Here is a 273-nt window from a genome sequence, read left to right on the forward strand (position 1 = left end):
GGTTTAGAAGATCGTGTATTTCGGATTAAAACAGAACGTTCATCTGCGACCATACCTGATACCCGTACCAGCCATAATATTTCCAATATTGAGATTGTGGAACGTGATGGTGACAAAGTCACGGTACGTTTTAATTGGAACACTTTGAGTTTCCGCTATAAAACCAACTACAGCTATTTCGGCATGTCATGTTATGTGATCGACTTTTCAACTGAACAACCCAAAATCTTAAGTAAGTATGTTGTGCTTAAAAACGATTATATCAACCAAGTG

Annotated in this window: 1 protein-coding gene; it reads left to right on the forward strand. The window is 37.7% G+C overall.

Translation table 11 applies throughout. The annotated features are described in order from the left end of the window. Positions 1-273, forward strand: a 273-nt coding sequence (locus tag QSV46_RS39750) for an aromatic-ring-hydroxylating dioxygenase subunit beta (protein WP_314964098.1), incomplete at both ends; no start/stop codon positions are given.

The organism is Bradyrhizobium cosmicum, assembly GCF_032290525.1.
Lineage (GTDB): Bacteria > Pseudomonadota > Alphaproteobacteria > Rhizobiales > Xanthobacteraceae > Bradyrhizobium > Bradyrhizobium cosmicum_A.